Here is a 16,398-nt window from a genome sequence, read left to right on the forward strand (position 1 = left end):
CCTCACTTTAAATTAATAATCTTCTTCCCAATTCTATATAATGAATCATTTGGATTACAATCTAATATAAAATTAGCAACCTTCTTAAGTTTCTCTGATGAGTTTATCAATGTAAAGCTCAATCCAGCTAATTTTAACATATCCTCATCATTATCAAAATCCCCAATGGCAATAACTTCTTTAGGAGATATATTTAACATATTTATAAGCATCTTGAGGGCATTACCCTTTGATATACCATATGGTAATATTTCTAAATAATACGGAGCAGAGAATACAGCATTAATTTTATTATTATAATTTCTATCTATATGAGTTTTAATAATCTTTAAATCTTCTTCTTTTCCTTCCAAGAATATCTTAATTATTTTTTCGTTTTCTCTTTCAAGTAGCAATAAAGCCTCTTCATCTTCAAAAAGCATATCTTCATAATATACCCCTACTTTTATTTTTTCATAATATATCTTTATAAACTGAAGCGAATCTTTAACTTCTCTATTGGATAAATATTTGATAAATAAAAATCTACTCTCCACAGGGTGATATATTCCAGCCCCATTGTATAATATTACTGGTATATTAATATTTAATATTCTTATCTTCGATTCTATAGATGACCATCTTCTACCCGTTGCTATGGTAAAATCTATTCCTTTTTCTCTGAGCTTTCTTATAGCAATAATGTTTTGAGATGATAAGGTTTCTGTATAATCAACTATACTTCCATCAAAATCAGCCACAAGTAGCTTATACATTTAAAATCACTTCTCTTACTTGATTTATTAGCAAAGGCTTATAGGAAAAAATTTCTAAGAATTCCTCTCCTCTAATAATTGAATCTTCTATCTTTTTGGTCTTCAATTCTATATTATATCTATTGTCCCTTTTTTCTATTTTTATATCGTAAATATACCTTTTCAAATCTATTTCCTTTATCTTTTCCCCTCTTCTTACTAATATATAAACCTTATCATTATTCTTAAATCTTTCAATATCTTCTAAAAATGAACTTTCATTAGCCACAAAAACTTCTAACTCATAATTTATGCCGTAAGTATCTTTGATAAGAGATGATTTAGGTGATTCTAACACCTCAAAAAATTGAAGGTCTTCAGGTAATTCTTTGTTCCATTTATTAAGAACTTCTTCCTTTTCAATATAATACTTTAACGTTATATCTAACCATTCTTTTTTGCTCTCAATTCCAACTGGACAAGGTAATCCCAAGGATATTAGAGGCCTTGGATTATACCCCTGAGAATAAGCTACAGGTAATCCAGACCTCCTTACAGCCCTATTCATAAAATTTAACATATCTATTGAACTTATATATTTAAGCAACCTTTTTTTGTAAAATGCAAGTCTATAGACTATTTTATCCATAATGAGATACTCCACAAAAATCACAAAATAATCCCCATTCACAAGGAGGTGTCTCTTCACATTTATAAGCTTTTTCTCTTTCTTTTATAAGATAATTTTTTCTAACCCCACAAGATATATGATCCCAGGGTAAAGGATCATCTATATTTTTCTTTTCTGTATACCATTTAGGATTTATATTTAGATTATTAAAGATCTTTTCCCAAATATCTATTCTTAAAAACTCTGTCCAACTTTCAAATCTGCTTCCCATTTGCCAAGCTAAATTAAGAATGTTCGAAAGTCTTCTGTCACCTCTTGAAAAAATTGCCTCCAAATAACTCATACTATAGTCATGGAAATCTATAGAAATATTTTTTCTTTTAAGAGCTTTTCTTAAAATATTTTTTCTTCTCTCAATTATTTCTCTATCCTCAAATTTTTCCCATTGAAATGAGGTATGAGGTTTTGGAACAAATATGGAGAAACTCAAATGTATTTTAGATCTTCTATTTAACCTTATTATTTTTTCAACTAGATTGACAGTCTCATAAATGTCCTCATCTGTTTCTGTAGGTAGTCCTAGCATGAAGTATAACTTAATATTATTCCAACCTTTACTAAAAGCCACATCGAGAGTCTTAAAAAACTCTTCTTCTTTAAGGTTTTTATTTATAACTTTTCTCAACCTTTCAGTTCCTGCTTCTATCGCGAAAGTAAGACTTGATTTTTTATTTTTTTCTACTTTCTCTGCAAGCTCTAAGGAGAATTTATCAGCTCTAAGAGATGGTAAAGTAAAGTTTACATGTTTTCCTTCAAAATCCTCGTTCAATAAATCTAATAGTTTTTCTATATTGGGATAGTCATTAGTACTTAAAGATAATAAACTAATTTCTTCATAACCTGTGTTCTCAAATATTTCCTTAGCATATTTTCTTATAGTATCTATACTTCTGTATCTTTTAGGTCTATATATATAACCTGCAAAACAAAATCTGCAACTTCTTTGACATCCTCGCATAATTTCTATTGATCCACGATCATGAGCAACCTGCTGGATGGGCACAATAGGACGAGTTGGAAAAGGAGCTTTTTCTAAATCATAGACAATTCTCCTTGATATTTTTGGAGGAACCCAAGGATATAAAGGAATTATTTCTTTAAATTTATCCTTCTCATAAATTGGCTTGTATAATGAAGGGATATATACTCCTTCTATTTTTACAAGTTCTTTAAACAGTTGAGTTTTATTTTCTTTTGTCTCCTTCCATTCCAAATATACATTAATAATTTCGTTAATAGCTTCCTCTGCTTCACCAATAAAAATTACATCAATAAAATCAGCAATAGGTTCTGAATTTAATACTGTAGGACCACCTGCTATTATTAAAGGATAAGATTCATCTCTATCCCTTGAGAAAATAGGAATATGTGATAAATTTAATATGGTAAGAATTCCAGAGTAAGTAAGCTCGTAGGATAAACTAAAAGCCAACCAGTCAAAACTCTTAATAGGCTTTTTCGTTTCTAATGAAAAAAGAGGGATTTTTCTATCCCTTAGCAAATTTTCTAAATCTATATAAGGGGCAAAAACTCTTTCACATAGTGTATCCTCTCTATTATTTAGTAAAAAGTAAATTATCTGAAAACCTAAATGAGACATTCCAATTTCATATAAATCTGGAAATGCTAATGCAACTTTCAATTTAACTTTATTCCAGTCCTTAATAATAATATTGTGCTCATTGCCTATATATCTTGAGGGTTTTTCTACTTTATCCAAGATTAATTCTAAATCTCTCATAAAATATTTATTTCACTCCTCAATGCAATGTTAAACATTAATCCCAACATAGCATAACTTACGATTAATGAGGTTCTTGCAAAACTTACAAAGGGCAGAGGAATACCAACAACTGGTGCCATTCCCATAACCATACTTAGGTTTATAAAGGTCTGGAATAAAAGGGTAAAAAGTATTCCTCCAACTACTAACTTACCAAAATTATCTTTTAGCCTTTTCAAAATTTCCCATATATTTCTAAATAATAAATAATAGAGTAAAACTAGCAAAACACTACCTATAAACCCAAATTCTTCAGCAAGAGAAGAAAATATAAAATCAGTATGTTGTTCTGGAATAAGACTTAAATGGGTCTGGGGTCCTTGTAACCATCCTTTTCCCAAAATTCTTCCAGAACCTATAGCTATCATAGATTGAATTACTTGATATCCACTACCGAGAGGATCTCTCATAGGATCAAAAAATGTCAATATTCTCTGTTGTTGATAAGGCTTAAGAGAAAGCCAAAGAAAAGGAAGAATAGTAAGTATTAGAAAAAAGGTTCTTATAATATATTTTTTGGGAATACCATAAAGATATAAAACAAAAATTCCAGAAGTAAAAATAACTATTGCTGTTCCAAGATCCGGTTGTATAACCACTAACATAGTAGGAACTAAGATGAGTGATAAAATTAAAGTATAGTCTTTAAAAGAAAAACTTTTTTTATGTTTTGATAATTCAATAAGAAAGCCCGATATTGATATGGTTATAAAGAGTTTTGATAATTCAGAGGGCTGAAAAGAAAAACCAAGAATAGAAAACCATCTTTGAGCTCCTAAACTTCTTCTTCCAAAGAATAAAACAAATATCAGTAAAATTAAATTTAATAGATATACTAAACTCCAAGCCCTTTCCCAAACTCTAAAGGGAATGGACATAAATAGAAAGAAAAATATAATCCCTATTAAAAAAGCTACTAATTGTCTATTTACAAAAAGAAAGGGTGAAAGTTCCTGATAAGTTAGTCTACTTACAGTAGTATCATAAATAAGAAAAAGTCCTATAAACGTAAGTAATATAGATAATATAAAAATACGTACTAAATATTTTCGTACCATGTTTTATTCATCCATTTTCCAAAGAGCCAATCCTGATGCTGGTTTTGGATAAAAATATGTAGACTTTTGAGGAAGTCTTTCTCTGTTTATAGCCAAAGCATAGACGATTTCAATAGGTATGGAGGGTAATATGAAAGCATATTCAAATTCGTTAGAATTTATATTTTTTCTTAACTCTTTAAGATCATGGGAAAATCTTATTAATCCTTTTTCTTGTAAATCACTTTCAGTAGTATTTAATATACCTTCCCAAACACCTTTTTGAAGTAGAGTTGTAGGTAAGATCCACCATAAATCTGAAACGTCATTATTCCTACTATTTATATATGAGGTATTAGGAATTAATTTCAATATTCTATTATCTTTAAGAAGGTATATAAAAGGTTTGTTTGGATTAAATACAAGATCTAAATCATCCATATTCTCCCCTAAATATACATCAAAGTTCTTTCTGAGATCCTCAATATTTAATTGAACTTCTTTACTAACTATTCTATGGGTTGGTAAAAGCTTAACTCCTGGATCATATAAGTCAGTAATAAGCATAAGTATATATTTGGCTTTTTCATCTTTAGTCTCACTATAATAAAGCCATGAGGCTTCATATCTATGGTGACCATCTGCAATTAAAATCTTTTTTTCAATCAAATATTGTTCAATGAGATTTATAAGTGATTCATCGTTTATTTTCCATAGATAATGATCTCTATAATCCCAGCTAGTTACTTTAATGAGAGGTTTCTCCTTTTCAATCTTCTTCCACAATGATGAAAGTTTTCCTTCTTTGTCTTCATAAATGCCCCAAATAGGTTCAAGATTAGCCCTTAATTCTTTGAGAAGCTCTAATCTATCTTTCTTTGGACCAGAAAAAGTACGTTCATGAGGTAAAATGTTTTCGCCTAAGGGTTGTAATTCTAATATTCCTAAAAGTCCATACATCTTATCTATTTTGTCTCCCCATTGATATTCTTGTTTATATAAAAAATATCCATTTTCCTCAAAGACAAGAATACCTTGATTTATCCACTCTTTAAAAACTTTAGAAATTTCTATATAATTGGTTGGATATTTATCTCCTAATGTAAGATGAGTTATATTGTAAGGATGCATAGATAGAAAATAAACCCTTTCTTCTTTTTGTATCACATCATAAGGTGGAGCAATAAGTTTTTCTAAGGGAAGATTTAAATTATATCTTAGAGCTCTAAATGGTAAAAACTTAATCATACATTATTACCTTCCTTTCTTTTAGGAATTATAATTTCAAATTTTGTCCCTTCTCCAAGTTTACTTTCTACTTTTATACTCCACCCGTGTCTTTCAACCAACTTTTTGACAATAGAAAGCCCTAACCCTGAACTAAATCCATCCTCATTAGTGCGAGATTTACTTACTCTATAAAATCTGTCAAATATTCTATCTATATCCTTTTCAGGAATTCCAATACCTGTATCTTGTACCCATAAGTGTAAGTATTCATTTTTATCATTTACTCCTACCTCAATTTTCCCTCCAGAAGGGGTATACTTAACAGCATTTTCAATCAAATTAAATAAAATAGTGTCTAAATACTGTGGATCTGCAAATATTACAATGTTCTCTGGTAAATTTATATTTACTTTTAAGTTCTTCTTAGAAATATGAGGACTAAGTCTATCTAAGACATTAATTACACTTTCATAGAGAGATACATCTTTAGGTTGAAGTTCCATAACACCAGCCTCTAATCTTGATAAATTAAGAAGATTACTTATTAGTTTTGACATTCTCTCTATTTCTCTTCTTAAATAAGGGAAAAATTCACTATATATTTCTTCAAGAGTAATCTTTTTTTCAGAGAAAAGATCTATTAATATCTGTATAGAAGTAAGCGGTGTCCTTAATTCATGAGATGCATTTCCTAAGAATTCCTTGAAGTTTTCCTCCATTTTTTGTATAGGAGTATAATCATTTATTATTAACATCACTTCATTATTTTCCTTTAAATAATAGGCTTCGATTTCTAAAAATTTTCTTTCATTTCCCCAAAAATTGAGGGATATTTTATTATATTTTTGATTTTCTAATGTTTTTCTAAATACATCATCTATTTCATAATCCGGTATTAATTCTATTAACTTTTTCCTTCTCGCTTTTTTCGGTATATCAAAAATTTCAGAAGCCTTCTTATTCACACATAGTACAGTACCATCCTTGTTAATGATAATTACCCCTATAGGAATATATTCTAAAAGAAAATTCCATCTTTCTTTTAACTTATTTATTTTCGCTCGCCTCCTGGAATTTGTAACCTAAATTTCTAACTGTCACAATATATTTAGGGTGACTAGGATCATCCTCTACTTTTTCTCTTAACCATCTTATATATACATCTACCGCTCGAGGTTCTCCCCAAAAGTTCTCTCCCCATATATGTTTTATAATCATATCCCTCGTCCACACTCTTCCAGGTGAAGATATTAATAGTTTTAATATTTCAAACTCTCTATATGAAAGATTAACTTCTTTTCCTTTCACTTTTACAGTTCTTTTGACTAAATCCATTTCAAAAGGTGGGGCAACGATTTTTTGACTTTTTAAAAGATCTGATTGATACCTTCTTAAAACAGCTTCTATCCTTGCAAGTAGTTCTTTTGCGCTAAAAGGCTTTGTAATATAATCATCTGCTCCTATTTTTAAACCAAGAACTTTATCTACTTCCTCATCTTTGGCTGTTAACATTATAATTGGTACATTACTTACTTTTCTTATCTCTTTACATACTTCCCATCCATCCTTTTCAGGTAACATTATATCAAGAAGCACTAAATCAGGATTGAAGAGCTTGAATTTGTTTAATGCTTCTACGCCATCATAAGCTGCTTCCACTTCATATCCCTCTTTTTTCAATAAAAGCGATAGAGAGCTTACTATACCCTTATCATCTTCCACTAGTAATATCTTTTTCATCCTCTCACCTCAAATTCTTTAGAGAATATTATTCTTCCTAACCTAAGAAGGTTAGATCCCTCTTCAATGGCTATTTCAAAATCTTCCGACATTCCCATTGATAGATACCTTAAGTTTAGGTTTTCCTTAACTTTTAAAACCTCCCAGATATTATAAAGACTTCTAAAAACCCTCCTTATTTCATCCTTATCTGTAGTCAAAGGACCTATTGTCATAAGACCTTCTATTTTTAGGTATTCGTAACTCAATAATTCATTTAATGATTTCCAAAATTCATCCTCTTTAAATCCATATTTCGTCTTTTCTCCAGATAAGTTTAACTGAATTAATACCTTTACTACTTTGTTCTCACGTTGGGCTTCTTTATTTAAAGCTTTAGCAAGATCCAATCTATCTAAGGAATGAATCAAGTCAAATAATTTTAATGCTTTCTTTACCTTATTTGTTTGTAGATGACCCACTAAGTGCCATTCACATTCTAAATCTCCTGCTAATTCGTTTATTTTCTTTTCTGCTTCTTGCACTCTGTTTTCTCCAATTTTTCTAACTCCGACCTCATAAGCCTTTCTTATATAAGTTGATGGAAAACCCTTAGAAACTGCAACTACTTTAATTTCATCAGGATTTCTTCCCACTCTAAGAGCAGCTTTCTCTATCTTTTCTTTTACTTTTTCCCAATTTTCTTTAATAAAATTTAATTCGTTATCCATAAGAGATTAATATATCTTTAGAATTTTTCCCTTAATAATCCTTTCTTTTAATATTATATTGTTAAATTCTAAAGGTAAAGTAGTTAATTTGTAAAAATTTTTTAAAAATTCAACTTTTAAGACTTTTGTTCTAATTAGATTTTTGGAAGGAAAATTTGTATCGATTATTACATATCTACCAGATTCTACCAAGCTTTTAGAAAAAAGTATTAAAGATTTAGGTGGTAACTCCCTTATCACACATAAAGGATCCCCCTTTTTTACTCTTTTTCCAGAAAAAGAAGTATATTTTACATTATTGAGTTGTGAAAGTGATACCTCATTAAGATTTTTGTCTATTAAATTATCAATAAAAAAAGAAATATATCCAGATTTAATTGCAAAAATATAATTTTCTCCCTGAATCCTCTTTATCTCCTTCCGAATATTTTCTTCTAAAACCTTTATACTGTTAAAAATTTTTAATCTTTCTTCAGATACACTTTTAAGATATAAAATATCTTTATCTATTTCTTTGAAATCATTATTAAAAACTTTAATCCTGATTTCATCAATTTTCAAATTAATTTTATCGCCCAGTTTATTTATTTCTTCAAGTAGATCTATGTATCTTTTATCGTATAAAATATTCTGTTCTTTCCTTTTATTAACTGTATCCATATAACCAATTATTTGTCCTACTCTAACTTTCTCCATATCCTCTATACTTGTTCTAAAGATTCCATCAACTGGAGCTCTTATAAGACTTTCATCAAATTCAAAATATCCAATTATAGGAGGGATTCTATTAGACAGTAAAACATAAATGAGAAAAACTATGAAAATTATAAAAATAATAAAAAATAATAAAACTCTTCTAAAAAGTCTTTTTCTATTCTTTCTTAATCTATAAAAACCTTCTTTATAAAAAGGATTCATTTTAAAAATATATAGGCAATATTTCTTTCGGATGTTTTATTTCTCCTATAGGAGTAATAAGCATTGTTGCAATAGGTACATATATCAGATATATCAACATTTTCTTTTGGTATTTTCTCTTCTTCGAGTTGTTGCAAAAGAAGGGCTATAAGATCATATTTTACCTTTTCTTTTTCATATATAAGGTATTTTCTATATTCCTTAGGCAACTGAGAAATAAAATCTTCCTTAACCTCAAAACAGCAAGAATGAATGCTTGGACCAACACCTATAAATATATCCTCAGAATAGATATTATATCTATTCCTTAATTCGTATATTAATTTTTGGGGAAGTTTTTTAATTGTTCCTCTCCATCCAGAATGTGCCAAACCAATCAATCTAATTTTAGGTATATAGACAAAAATTGGAATGCAATCTGCAAAAAACATAATAAGGGGATGTCTTCTTTCTTGGGTTAGTATAATATCAGTTTTATTTGCAATTTTTGGAAAAAAAGATACATTGCTAATTTTTGATACATATATATTATCTCCATGTACTTGTTCTGCTACAACCCATCTATTTGGAAATATCTTAATCAAAGAAAGAAACCTTATATATGAAGGGATATGCTTAAGGGAGAAATAAAAAGGAAAAGAATATGGATCTGATACGAATCCATGGGATATTTCGTGAAATTTATTCAAAAGTTTGGATTGCCAAATCATATACACACCCCACAAGTCTTACAATAATTGTTACATGGCAAAGTAATAACTCCTTGATATGCCTTCTCCCTTTCTCTCCACAAATATTCTCTTTTAACTCCTGTATCTATAAAACTCCAAGGAAAAATTTCATCCTTTTCTTTTTCTTCTAAGTAATACTCTTTTAATAGATTATCTTTTACAAGTTTCTTTAAAATTCTTAAACTATGAGGATCTTTTATATATTCTTTAAAAAATTCTTTCAATCTTCTATCTCCTCTACTTAAAACTCCTTGCCAAAAAACCCAAATGATATTTTCATCTTCCATTTTTGCATTATCCATTTTCCTAAGATTTTTTAATAGATAAGATCTAACTCTTTCAATATATTCAAGATCTGCCATTTTTTCCCATTGGAAAGGTGTATGGGGTTTAGGAATAAAGGTAGAAACACTTACACTTATCTCCATTTTTTTAACAATTCTTCTGATATTCATTATTAAATCCAAAATCCCTTCAATATCTTCCCAAGTTTCAGTAGGTAATCCAATCATAAAATATAATTTTAAAGTTTTTATCCCATAATCCTTAATTTTCCCACTAAAATTTAGGATATCATCATTAGTAAACTTTTTATTCAATACTTTTCTAAGCCTATCAGTACCTGCCTCTGGAGCTATAGTAATAGTTTTTTGATTAGTAATTTTTATAAGATCTAATATGTCTTCTGTAATATCTTCTAGTCTAAGAGATGAGAAAGATATAAGTATTTCACCTCTCACCACATAATCCTTAACATTTATCAGGCTTAAAGAGGGATCTATGGCAGGAACAATAAATCCTAATTTAGGTATATCCTCTTTATAAAACCAATTAACCTTTTCATATATTCTCTCTAGGGAAGAAACCCTATAGGGTCTATAGAAATAACCAGCCAAACAAAATCTACATTGATATTTACACCCTCTAACCAATTCACATAATGCCATATCAGAAAATACACCTTTGTTAGATGTTATAGGTGAAACCATGGGGTTATTGGAAAAATTTGAATAAATTCTTCTTCTTACTGGTAATTTTTGATCTCCCCATATTTTCTCTATTTTTTTACCGTTATATGTGAATTTGATAAATTTAGGTATATAAAAACCCTCATAATCTTTTACAGTATTTAAAAACCTTTCTTTTGTCCAACCGTTTTTTTTCTTTAATATTAAAGCTTCTGATAATTCTGAAACCATGTCTTCTCCTTCACCTATTAGTATTAGATCGAAAATCTCAGATATTGCCTCTGGATTGGAACTTAAAGCAATTCCCCCTCCAATTATTAGAGGATAACTGTCATCCCTTTCGTAACTATAAAGGGGGATTTTTTCCAAGTTTAAAATATAAATTATATTAAAAAAATCCAGTTCAAAACTAACAGAAAAAAGCAAAACATCGAAGTCTCTTAATTCTCTAAATCCTTCAATTGAATAAACTCTAAAATCTTTTCTCTTTTTCCAATCTATAGGAATATACGCTCTTTCACATAAAATTCCTTGTTGCTCATTAAAAATATGATATAAACCTATATATCCTAAATTATTTATGGATACATTATATGTGCTAGGGTATATAAATAATAATTTTACATCTCCACCCTTTTTACTTAACTTAAATCCTTTCTCACTGTTTAATACATCTAATATTTCTTTCTTTAGTTTCCAGTTCAAGAATATCTCTTTCTCCGTAAGATAGCAGGAATATCTAAATCATCTTCTGATATGTTAGTATAATCCTTCTTACTAGAACTTTCTTCTATTTCCTCACCTTGATGATCAAAACCTGTGGCTATCAATGTAACTTTTATACTATCCTTCATATTCTCATCAATTACAGCACCAAACTTAATATTAGCTTCTGGATCAACCTTAGGAGTAATAACTTCTGCAATTTCTTCTACTTCATGTAAGGATAAATCTAAGCCCCCTGTTACATTAAATATAACTCCTTTAGCTCCATTAATAGAGAAGTCTAAAAGAGGACTCTGTAAGGCATTCTGAGCTGCTTCTTTTGCTCTATTTTCACCTTTTCCTACTCCTATACCCATGTAAGCTGTACCAGCCTTTGACATTATAGATTGTATATCAGCAAAATCTAAGTTTATCAATCCAGGAACAGTAATCAATTCTGTAATTCCTTGAACAGCTTGTTTTAAAACCTCATCGGCTTTCTTAAAAGCCTCAACTAAAGGCAATCTACTATCACCAAGTTTTAAAAGTTTATCATTAGGTATTATTAAAAGAGTATCAACTTTATCCTTAAGTTTCTCTATTCCCTCCATAGCATTAACTCTTCTTTTTCTTCCTTCAAAAGTAAAAGGTAATGTGACCACAGCTACCACAAGTTTTGCAATTTCTTTTGCTATTTCAGCTATAACTGGAGAAGCTCCTGTTCCAGTACCTCCTCCCATTCCTGCAGTTATAAAGATCATATCTGCATCATCTAAGATATCTTTCAAAATCTCTTTACTTTCTATAGCTGCTTTTTCCCCAATCTTAGGATCTCCACCAGCACCAAGACCTTGAGTCACTTGCTCTCCTATTTGGATTTTATGAGGAGCTTTATTAAGATCAAGTACTTGAATATCGGTATTAACTGCAATAAACTCAACGCCATGAATTCCAGCTTCAATCATCCTATTAATGGCATTACCACCACCACCCCCAACACCAATAACCTTAATTTTTGCCCTTATCTCTCCATTATCTAAGCTGTCTGTAAATCTTGATAAAGTCAATTTCTAACACCACCTTCCCCTAATTCTTTACTCTTTAAAAGGTCTAAATATATTGTTAAATGTTTCTTTTAAATAGTCAAGAAGTTTTTTGTTTTTGTCTTCAAAAGAAATAGTCTTCAAAAAACTCTCTAAAGCCCCTACTGCAGAAGAGTAAAATACAGCATCTTTTTCTCCCAGAAAACTTCTCATTTGAGAAGGGGCACTTATTCTGACCGGTACTTTTAAATAATTACTTGCAAATTCATCTATACCATCTAAGAGAGCAGTACCACCTGTAAGCACGATACCTCCTGGAATAATTTCTAAGGGAGAATTTAGTTCTTCTAGTTTTTTTTGTATAAATTCTAAAATCTCTTCTACGCGAGGTTGTATGATCTCTCTAACTTGAGACTTTGATACTCTAATTTTTCTTTCTTGTAATGATGTAACTTCTAACGTTTCTTCTTCTTCATCTTTTAAAGTTCCCAATATTTTTTTAACCTTTTCTGCTTCTTCGGTAGAAATTCTTAGCGTAATAGCCAAATCTCTTGTTATTCTTTCCCCACCTAATTTTAATATACCAATACTATAAAGACAACCTTCTCTATAAATAGCAAGATTAGTTAAATCTCCTCCAATATCTACCATTACTACTCCTAATTTTTTTTCTTCTTGAGTAAGCACTGCTTCTGCTGCTGCTATCTCTTGAGGAACAAATCCTTCAATATTCACTTCTGCTTTTTCCAAAGTATTGATAATATTTCTAAGTTGAATTTTATCATGAGTTACTAATAACAAATCAGATTCTAAGCGAGTACCTATCATGCCTACTGGATTTACAATTCCATCTTGGCCATCTAATCTAAATCCCCTAACTACATGATATATAATTTCCCTATCCGGAGGAATAGAGGTTGCTTTTGCTGCATCAATCGCCCTTTCAACATCCTTTTCCGTAACTTCTTGTTCTCTGCTTTTTACTATAATCATGCCTCTGCTTGGAATAGCTGTTACTTTTTCTCCACTAATTGCTGCATATAATCTTGATATGTTCTTTATTCCTGCAATTCTTATAGCCTTATTTAATGCATCTTTTATACTATTACTTGCCTCTTGAATATCAACTATAACTCCATATTTTATTCCCTTAGAAGGTGAAATAGCAAAACCGATTATTTCAATGTTTTTTTCTAAAACATTTCCTACCACAACCGCTATTTTTGTAGAACCTAAATCTATAGCCCCAACAGTATCGGCCATCTATATTCCTCCAATAAAAGGAATCCTAAACCTGAAATCTAAACTTTTGTTTTCTATACCCATCTTCTTGACAATTTCTTTAAATGTTTCAATTTTCTCTTTAAAGTTATCATTAGAAAATTTTAATAAAAAATTATTTCCATAAATCTCAAAATAATTTTTATAAAAAACTATTTTTTTTATATTTAGATCTTTAAAGGCTTCTAATATTGTTCTAATAAGTTGAATATTCTTTGTACCTTCTATCTTTATTGTACCATCAAAAGATTTAAATTTCTTCATCTCTTTAAGTTTTTGATTATAAAAAAATTTTATACTGTCATAGTCTACCTCAAGAAGAGTCACCTCAGGTTCCCAATTAATCTTTACACCCCAAGGAAGGTAATTTATATCTCTTATTATTATTTCATGCTTTTTCTCAATTAGGTCGATTTTTCTATTTAAAAAAAGAATATTATTAAATTTAAAAATTTGACAAATATCCTCTTTAATTTTCGTATCACCATCATTTGTTATTACGTATAAGATCCACGTAGACGAAAAGATTATTATTAAAATTAAGACAAGAAATTTTCTCATAATTTTACCAAATCCTAATCTCAGGTTCTAACTCTATACCATACTCCTTCTTCACTTCTTCCTTAATTAAACTTATCAAAGAAATAACATCCTTATATTTAGCGTGGCCTAAATTAATAATCACATTAGCGTGTTCATAAGATACCATAGCATCTCCAATTCTTTTTCCTTTTAAACCAAGTCTTTCTATAAAAACTCCTGCTGGCCCTTGAGGAGGATTTTTAAAAACGCTTCCTGCAGAGGGATATTTAGGTAACCTTTTACTTCTTTCTTTTAAGTATTTTTTAGCTTGTTCTATAGAAATATCTTTATCTTTTTTTTCAAATCTTACCAATACAGATTTAACAATATACTCTTTTGGAATATTAGAATTCCTATAAGAGAAATGTAAATCCTTTTTATCTATATATTTTACACTTAAAGAATTATCTATAACATATAATCCTTCTATATAATCTCCAATAGCCTTTCTCCACGCTCCTGCATTTCCTGTTACAGCCCCACCAATGGTTCCTGGAATTCCCATTAAAAATTCTAATCCACCTAATTCGTTTTGCCATCCAAAATACAACAATTCTGAAATCAAACATCCACTCTCAGCCTCAACTATTAAAGAATCTATTCTTTTAACATTACCAAGGTTTTTACATATTTTTATCACTGCTCCTTTTATACCCTCATCAGAAATCAGCACATTAGTTCCTGCTCCTAAAATCTTTGTAGGAATTTCTTTTTCTTTAAGCTCAGACAATATATAAATAAGTTCATCCCATGAATAAGGAATAATAAATAAATCTGCTTTTCCACCTATTTTAAAAGATGTATAAGGAGCTAGATCATGTTGTGAAAGTATTCTACTCTTAAGTTTCTCATTATTGATGATATTCAACCTTACTTTCACTCCTCAATTTAGCAAGTAGTACTTCTCCTACTTTCCAAACGTTTCCTGCTCCTATTGTCAATAATATATCTCCATCTCTTAATATGTCTAATGCTGTAGAAGCTGCATCGGTTAAATTTTCTACATAGTATATATTAAAATCTGGCCTTTTTCCCTTAATTTCTTCATATATTTTTTTAGCCGAAACTCCTAATATAGGTTTTTCACCAGCAGAATAAATCTCTGTCAAGATGACTACATCAGCTAAGGTTAATGCTTCTGCTATGTCTCTATAAAGATAGAAAGTACGTGTATATCTATGAGGTTGAAAAACTACTACTATTCTTCTGTTATAAAGCTTAAGAGTTAATAAAGTTGCTTTTATCTCTGTGGGATGATGTCCATAGTCATCAAAAATTAAAACATTATTTTCTAATATACCTTTTAGTTGTATTCTTCTTTGCACACCATTAAATTTTTCTAATGCTTTGATTGTTAGATCGATATCTAATCCAAGTATTTTAGCTGTAGCTAATGCAGAAAGAGAGTTTAATACATTATGTTTACCTGGTATTTTTAATTTAACCTTACCTATTTCCTCTCCCCTGAAATAAGCCACATATTCAGATCCATATGGTGTAATATTTATAATATTAGCGATAAAATCTGCGTTATCAAAGCCATAGGTATAAAATTCTTTATTAATATAGGGTATGATAGATTTTATATTATCGCATTCTGAACATAATAGAACCTTTCCATTTTGGGGTATTTTATCTATTACATTAAGAAATGTTTCTTTTATCTTACCTAAGTCTTTATAATAATCTAAATGATCATTATCTATATTAGTGACCACAAGAATAAATGGAAAAAGTTTTAAAATAGAACCATCACTTTCATCTCCTTCTGCCACCAAATAATCTCCATTCCCAAGTTTTGCATTTCCACCTATATCTTCTACTTCCCCACCCACAATAATTGTTGGATCCACCCTATTATTTTCAAGAACAAGCCCTATTAAAGAAGTGGTTGTTGTTTTTCCATGAGTCCCGCTGACAATAATAGACTTTTTTTCTTTAGTTAGTTCTCCTAAAAGTTCACTACGATGTAATATGGGGATATTTTTTTCTTTTGCAGCTAAATACTCCTCATTTTCGGGAGGAATAGCTGAAGAGACTATAACTACATCCACACCTTTGAGATTTTTCTTATGATGTCCATTATATATTTTTACACCCTTTGCTTTTAATCTTATTGTAGAAATATTTTCTTGTATATCAGATCCTGATACTTCATAACCTTTTTCTGCAAAAATGTATGCAAGAGCACTCATACCTGTACCAGCAATACCAATAAAATGAATCCTCTTATAATTAAACAAAT

The 16,398-nt window shown here is 29.6% G+C and carries 16 protein-coding genes; all 16 read right to left on the minus strand.

Annotated elements, in window-relative coordinates; all coding sequences use genetic code 11:
• Positions 1 to 2: 2 nt before the first annotated feature.
• Genes ACY3JM_RS06625 through murC form a run of 16 tightly spaced genes read right to left on the minus strand, consistent with a single transcriptional unit; the run spans position 3 to position 16,396 of the window.
• Positions 3 to 755, minus strand: a complete 753-nt coding sequence (locus ACY3JM_RS06625) for an HAD family hydrolase (RefSeq protein WP_463082006.1) — start codon at positions 753 to 755, stop codon at positions 3 to 5.
• A complete protein-coding gene (locus ACY3JM_RS06630) occupies positions 748 to 1,383 on the minus strand; it encodes a TIGR03936 family radical SAM-associated protein (protein ID WP_463082005.1) in 636 nt (211 codons plus the stop codon). Before ACY3JM_RS06630 ends, ACY3JM_RS06625 begins: the two co-directional genes overlap by 8 nt.
• The gene (locus ACY3JM_RS06635; protein WP_463082004.1) at positions 1,376 to 3,166 is read right to left on the minus strand and encodes a TIGR03960 family B12-binding radical SAM protein; all 1,791 of its coding nucleotides are present in this window, start codon (positions 3,164 to 3,166) and stop codon (positions 1,376 to 1,378) included. Before ACY3JM_RS06635 ends, ACY3JM_RS06630 begins: the two co-directional genes overlap by 8 nt.
• Positions 3,163 to 4,266, minus strand: a complete 1,104-nt coding sequence (gene rodA, locus ACY3JM_RS06640) for a rod shape-determining protein RodA (protein ID WP_463082003.1) — start codon at positions 4,264 to 4,266, stop codon at positions 3,163 to 3,165. Before rodA ends, ACY3JM_RS06635 begins: the two co-directional genes overlap by 4 nt.
• Before the next feature lie 3 nt (positions 4,267 to 4,269).
• Positions 4,270 to 5,493 (minus strand): DUF1015 family protein, encoded by a 1,224-nt coding sequence (locus ACY3JM_RS06645; protein WP_463111174.1) that lies wholly within the window; start codon positions 5,491 to 5,493, stop codon positions 4,270 to 4,272.
• Positions 5,490 to 6,530, minus strand: coding sequence for an ATP-binding protein (locus tag ACY3JM_RS06650; protein ID WP_463083630.1), 1,041 nt, complete (start codon positions 6,528 to 6,530; stop codon positions 5,490 to 5,492). Before ACY3JM_RS06650 ends, ACY3JM_RS06645 begins: the two co-directional genes overlap by 4 nt.
• Positions 6,523 to 7,215, minus strand: coding sequence for a response regulator transcription factor (locus ACY3JM_RS06655; RefSeq protein WP_463082001.1), 693 nt, complete (start codon positions 7,213 to 7,215; stop codon positions 6,523 to 6,525). Before ACY3JM_RS06655 ends, ACY3JM_RS06650 begins: the two co-directional genes overlap by 8 nt.
• On the minus strand, positions 7,212 to 7,925 hold the full coding sequence (locus ACY3JM_RS06660; RefSeq protein WP_463082000.1) for a YggS family pyridoxal phosphate-dependent enzyme: 714 nt from the start codon (positions 7,923 to 7,925) through the stop codon (positions 7,212 to 7,214). Before ACY3JM_RS06660 ends, ACY3JM_RS06655 begins: the two co-directional genes overlap by 4 nt.
• A gap of 6 nt (positions 7,926 to 7,931) precedes the next feature.
• Complete coding sequence (locus ACY3JM_RS06665) at positions 7,932 to 8,843, minus strand: biotin/lipoyl attachment domain-containing protein (protein WP_463081999.1); 912 nt, start codon at positions 8,841 to 8,843, stop codon at positions 7,932 to 7,934.
• Positions 8,840 to 9,553: a purine nucleoside phosphorylase YfiH/LACC1 family protein gene (locus ACY3JM_RS06670; RefSeq protein ID WP_463111175.1), complete on the minus strand. Its 714-nt coding sequence runs from the start codon at positions 9,551 to 9,553 to the stop codon at positions 8,840 to 8,842. Before ACY3JM_RS06670 ends, ACY3JM_RS06665 begins: the two co-directional genes overlap by 4 nt.
• Positions 9,550 to 11,247 carry a radical SAM protein gene (locus tag ACY3JM_RS06675; RefSeq protein WP_463081997.1) on the minus strand — a complete coding sequence of 566 codons (1,698 nt, stop codon included), beginning with the start codon at positions 11,245 to 11,247 and terminating at the stop codon, positions 9,550 to 9,552. The genes ACY3JM_RS06670 and ACY3JM_RS06675 overlap by 4 nt, the downstream gene beginning before the upstream one ends.
• Positions 11,244 to 12,314: a cell division protein FtsZ gene (gene ftsZ, locus ACY3JM_RS06680; RefSeq protein WP_463081996.1), complete on the minus strand. Its 1,071-nt coding sequence runs from the start codon at positions 12,312 to 12,314 to the stop codon at positions 11,244 to 11,246. The genes ACY3JM_RS06675 and ftsZ overlap by 4 nt, the downstream gene beginning before the upstream one ends.
• A gap of 27 nt (positions 12,315 to 12,341) precedes the next feature.
• Positions 12,342 to 13,553 carry a cell division protein FtsA gene (gene ftsA / locus ACY3JM_RS06685; protein ID WP_463111176.1) on the minus strand — a complete coding sequence of 404 codons (1,212 nt, stop codon included), beginning with the start codon at positions 13,551 to 13,553 and terminating at the stop codon, positions 12,342 to 12,344.
• Entirely contained in the window at positions 13,554 to 14,132 is a 579-nt protein-coding gene (locus tag ACY3JM_RS06690) for a hypothetical protein (RefSeq protein WP_463111177.1), read from the minus strand.
• A 4-nt stretch (positions 14,133 to 14,136) separates the two neighbouring features.
• Positions 14,137 to 15,021: a UDP-N-acetylmuramate dehydrogenase gene (gene murB, locus ACY3JM_RS06695; protein ID WP_463081993.1), complete on the minus strand. Its 885-nt coding sequence runs from the start codon at positions 15,019 to 15,021 to the stop codon at positions 14,137 to 14,139.
• On the minus strand, positions 15,005 to 16,396 hold the full coding sequence (murC, locus tag ACY3JM_RS06700; RefSeq protein ID WP_463111178.1) for a UDP-N-acetylmuramate--L-alanine ligase: 1,392 nt from the start codon (positions 16,394 to 16,396) through the stop codon (positions 15,005 to 15,007). The genes murB and murC overlap by 17 nt, the downstream gene beginning before the upstream one ends.
• Positions 16,397 to 16,398 lie beyond the last annotated feature (2 nt).

The organism is Dictyoglomus sp. SSW (assembly GCF_055181335.1).

Excerpts from the sequence above, each read along its gene's own strand:
- ACY3JM_RS06635 (WP_463082004.1), bottom strand. The coding sequence starts at position 3,166 with ATGAGAGATTTAGAATTAATCTTGGATAAAGTAGAAAAACCCTCAAGA.
- ACY3JM_RS06665 (WP_463081999.1), bottom strand. The coding sequence starts at position 8,843 with ATGAATCCTTTTTATAAAGAAGGTTTTTATAGATTAAGAAAGAATAGA.
- ftsA (WP_463111176.1), bottom strand. The coding sequence starts at position 13,553 with ATGGCCGATACTGTTGGGGCTATAGATTTAGGTTCTACAAAAATAGCG.
- ACY3JM_RS06655 (WP_463082001.1), bottom strand. The coding sequence starts at position 7,215 with ATGAAAAAGATATTACTAGTGGAAGATGATAAGGGTATAGTAAGCTCT.
- ACY3JM_RS06630 (WP_463082005.1), bottom strand. The coding sequence starts at position 1,383 with ATGGATAAAATAGTCTATAGACTTGCATTTTACAAAAAAAGGTTGCTT.
- ACY3JM_RS06625 (WP_463082006.1), bottom strand. The coding sequence starts at position 755 with ATGTATAAGCTACTTGTGGCTGATTTTGATGGAAGTATAGTTGATTAT.
- rodA (WP_463082003.1), bottom strand. The coding sequence starts at position 4,266 with ATGGTACGAAAATATTTAGTACGTATTTTTATATTATCTATATTACTT.
- ACY3JM_RS06690 (WP_463111177.1), bottom strand. The coding sequence starts at position 14,132 with ATGAGAAAATTTCTTGTCTTAATTTTAATAATAATCTTTTCGTCTACG.
- ACY3JM_RS06670 (WP_463111175.1), bottom strand. The coding sequence starts at position 9,553 with ATGATTTGGCAATCCAAACTTTTGAATAAATTTCACGAAATATCCCAT.
- ACY3JM_RS06660 (WP_463082000.1), bottom strand. The coding sequence starts at position 7,925 with ATGGATAACGAATTAAATTTTATTAAAGAAAATTGGGAAAAAGTAAAA.
- ACY3JM_RS06645 (WP_463111174.1), bottom strand. The coding sequence starts at position 5,493 with ATGATTAAGTTTTTACCATTTAGAGCTCTAAGATATAATTTAAATCTT.